Genomic DNA, 3,210 nt, shown 5'->3' on the forward strand with positions numbered 1-3,210 from the left:
GTGCTGCAGCGCGCGATGGCGCGCACCGGCGGCAATGTCTCGGCAGCGGCGCAGAGCCTCGGCATCTCGCGCGCGACGCTGCATCGCAAGCTCGCCCGTTTCAGCATCCGCCGGCCGCATTGATTTACGCAACCTGACCTGTCGCAGTTCTGCGACACTCGGCGGCCGCGATCCGTTTCCCTGGGGATGACAGGCCGAAGAGCGTCGGCAAGTGTTTCCAGCGACGCGCCACATTCCGTGACGCCGTTTTTGCTGGGAGGCAGACAATGAACAAGGTTGAGTTCTCACGCGCGGCCAAGGTCCCCTTCGCCAAGCGCTATGACAACTTCATCGGTGGCCGCTGGGTCGCCCCGCATGCCGGAAGATACTTCGACAACATCTCGTCGGTGACCGGCCGGCCGCTTTGCGAGATCGCAAGGTCCGACGCACAGGACGTCGAAGCCGCGCTCGACGCCGCGCACAAGGCCAAGGATGCCTGGGGCAAGACCAGTCCGGCGGCCCGCGCCTTGATCCTCAATCGCATTGCGGACCGCATGGAAGACAATCTCGACCTGCTGGCGCTCGCCGAAACGTGGGACAACGGCAAGCCGATCCGCGAGACGACGGCGGCGGACCTGCCTCTGGCCATCGACCACTTCCGCTATTTCGCCGGCGTCCTTCGCAGCCAGGAGGGCAGCCTTTCCGAGATCGACCATGACACGGTCGCCTATCATTTCCATGAGCCGCTGGGTGTCGTCGGCCAGATCATCCCCTGGAACTTCCCGTTGCTGATGGCCTGCTGGAAGCTGGCGCCCGCGCTCGCCGCCGGCAATTGCGTGGTGCTGAAGCCGGCCGAGCAGACGCCCGCCACCATCATGCTGTGGGCCGACCTTATCGGTGACCTTCTGCCGGAAGGCGTGCTCAACATCGTCAACGGCTTCGGCCTCGAGGCCGGCAAGCCGCTGGCATCGTCGAACCGCATCGCCAAGATCGCCTTCACCGGCGAGACGACGACCGGCCGCCTGATCATGCAGTATGCCTCGCAGAACCTCATCCCGGTGACGCTGGAACTCGGCGGCAAGTCGCCCAACATCTTCTTCCAGGATGTCGTTGCCGAGGATGACGACTTCTTCGACAAGGCGATCGAGGGCTTCGTCATGTTCGCGCTCAACCAGGGCGAGGTCTGCACGTGCCCGAGCCGCGCGCTGGTACATGAGAAGATCTACGACAAGTTCATGGAGCGCGCGCTGAAGCGCGTCGAAGCGATCGTGCAGGGCGATCCGCTCGATCCGGCCACCATGATCGGCGCGCAGGCTTCGAGCGAGCAGTTGGAAAAGATCCTCTCCTACTTCGATATCGGTCGCCAGGAGGGAGCCCAGGTGCTGACCGGCGGCGAGCAGAACCACCTGCCGGGCGACCTTGCCGGCGGCTACTACGTGAAGCCGACGGTCTTCAAGGGTCACAACAAGATGCGAATCTTCCAGGAAGAAATCTTCGGGCCGGTGGTGTCGGTGACGACCTTCAAGGACGATGACGAGGCGCTGTCGATCGCCAACGACACGCTGTACGGCCTCGGCGCCGGCATCTGGAGCCGCGACGCGAACCGCTGCTACCGCTTCGGCCGCGCGATCCAGGCAGGCCGCGTCTGGACCAACTGCTATCACGCCTATCCGGCGCATGCCGCCTTCGGCGGCTATAAGCAGTCCGGCATCGGCCGCGAGACGCACAAGATGATGCTCGACCACTACCAGCAGACCAAGAACATGCTGGTCAGCTACAGCCCGAAGAAGCTCGGCTTCTTCTGATCCTCCCAGGGCGAAGGGGGAAGGGAGGGCGCCGCGGACGGTGCCCTCCCTTCAACATAGGAGGATTGCCATGGACAGGGCTTCATTGGGCAAAGTCTCGGCCACGGCGGCGGCCAAGACGCTGCTGGCCGAGATCATCGCCGACCACGGGCCGGTGCTCTTTCACCAGTCCGGCGGCTGCTGCGACGGATCCTCGCCGATGTGCTATGCGCGCGGCGAGTTCATGATCGGCGACAATGACGTGATGCTCGGCGAGATCGGCGACATGCCGGTCTATATCAGCGCCTCGCAATATGAAGTTTGGAAGCACACCGACCTGATCATCGACGTGGTGAAGGGCAGGGCGGCATGTTCTCGCTCGACAATGGCCGCGAGAAGCGCTTCCTGACGCGCTCGACGGTCTGCGCGGTATCGCCGTCATCTTCCGCCGACTGAGCGAGCAGACCAGCCCGCCATCGGCCGCGATTGGGGTAATCGTCGCGCTTTGTTGGGTCTTTGGCTCGCAACCTGTTCGCCTTAGTGCTATGGCGCCGCTTTCAAACGGAAAAGCGTATCCATGGCAGGTGTAGAACAGATCACGGTGGAGGCCGGCGAGGCGGGCATGCGGCTCGACCGTTGGTTCAAGGTCCATTATCCGGGCCTAGGCTTTGGCCACCTGCAGAAGCTGTTGCGCTCGGGCCAGATCCGCATCGACGGCGGCAGGGCGAAGGCGGACACGCGCGTAGAGCCTGGCCAGACGGTGCGTATCCCGCCGCTCGACATCGACAAGAAAGGCGATGCGCCGCTTACCGGCCACTCGATCCGCAACCAGGGCGATGCCGACGTGCTCGCCAAGATGCTTCTGCACGAGGACCCGAAGGTCTTCGTCTTCAACAAGCCGGCCGGCCTTGCGGTGCAGGGCGGCTCGGGCGTCACCCGCAATGTCGACGACATGCTGGAGGCCTGGCGCAACCAGAAGGGCGAGAAGCCGCGCCTCGTCCACCGCCTCGACCGCGACACCTCCGGCGTGCTGGTGGTTGCCCGCACGCGTCTTGCCGCAATGAAGCTCTCGGAAGCATTCCGGGCGCGAGAGACCAAGAAAACTTACTGGGCGCTGGTCAAGGGCGTGCCGCCGAAGCGCGAGGATAAGATCTCGACCTGGCTGGTCAAGGAGGCGACACCGGATGGTGACCGCGTGCGCATCGCCAAGCATGGCGAGAAGGGCGCCGACCATGCCGTTTCCTACTATCGCGTCGTCGAGCAGGCGGCGCAGTCGCTGTCCTGGCTGGAGATGGAGCCCTATACCGGCCGCACGCACCAGCTTCGCGTCCACGCCGCCCATATCGGCTGCCCGATCATCGGCGACCCGAAATATTTCGAGGCCGATACCAACTGGGAATTCCCGGGCGGCATGCAGAACCGACTGCATCTGCATGCGCGCCGCATC

The 3,210-nt window shown here is 64.3% G+C and carries 3 protein-coding genes and 1 pseudogene; all 4 read left to right on the forward strand.

From position 1 onward, the window contains the following. On the forward strand, nt 1–123 hold a 123-nt coding region (locus EOA28_RS30125), incomplete at its 5' end, for a helix-turn-helix domain-containing protein (RefSeq protein WP_245501630.1). A gap of 143 nt (nt 124–266) precedes the next feature. After that, entirely contained in the window at nt 267–1,784 is a 1,518-nt protein-coding gene (gene adh, locus EOA28_RS30130; RefSeq protein WP_127251509.1) for an aldehyde dehydrogenase, read from the forward strand. Between the two features lie 70 nt (nt 1,785–1,854). Continuing rightward, nucleotides 1,855–2,219, forward strand: a pseudogene (locus EOA28_RS30135) (DUF779 domain-containing protein). Between the two features lie 121 nt (nt 2,220–2,340). After that, the coding region (locus tag EOA28_RS30140; RefSeq protein WP_148670942.1) for an RluA family pseudouridine synthase at nt 2,341–3,210 on the forward strand (870 nt) is incomplete at its 3' end.

It is taken from the genome of Mesorhizobium sp. M2A.F.Ca.ET.067.02.1.1, assembly GCF_004023285.1.
GTDB lineage: Bacteria > Pseudomonadota > Alphaproteobacteria > Rhizobiales > Rhizobiaceae > Mesorhizobium.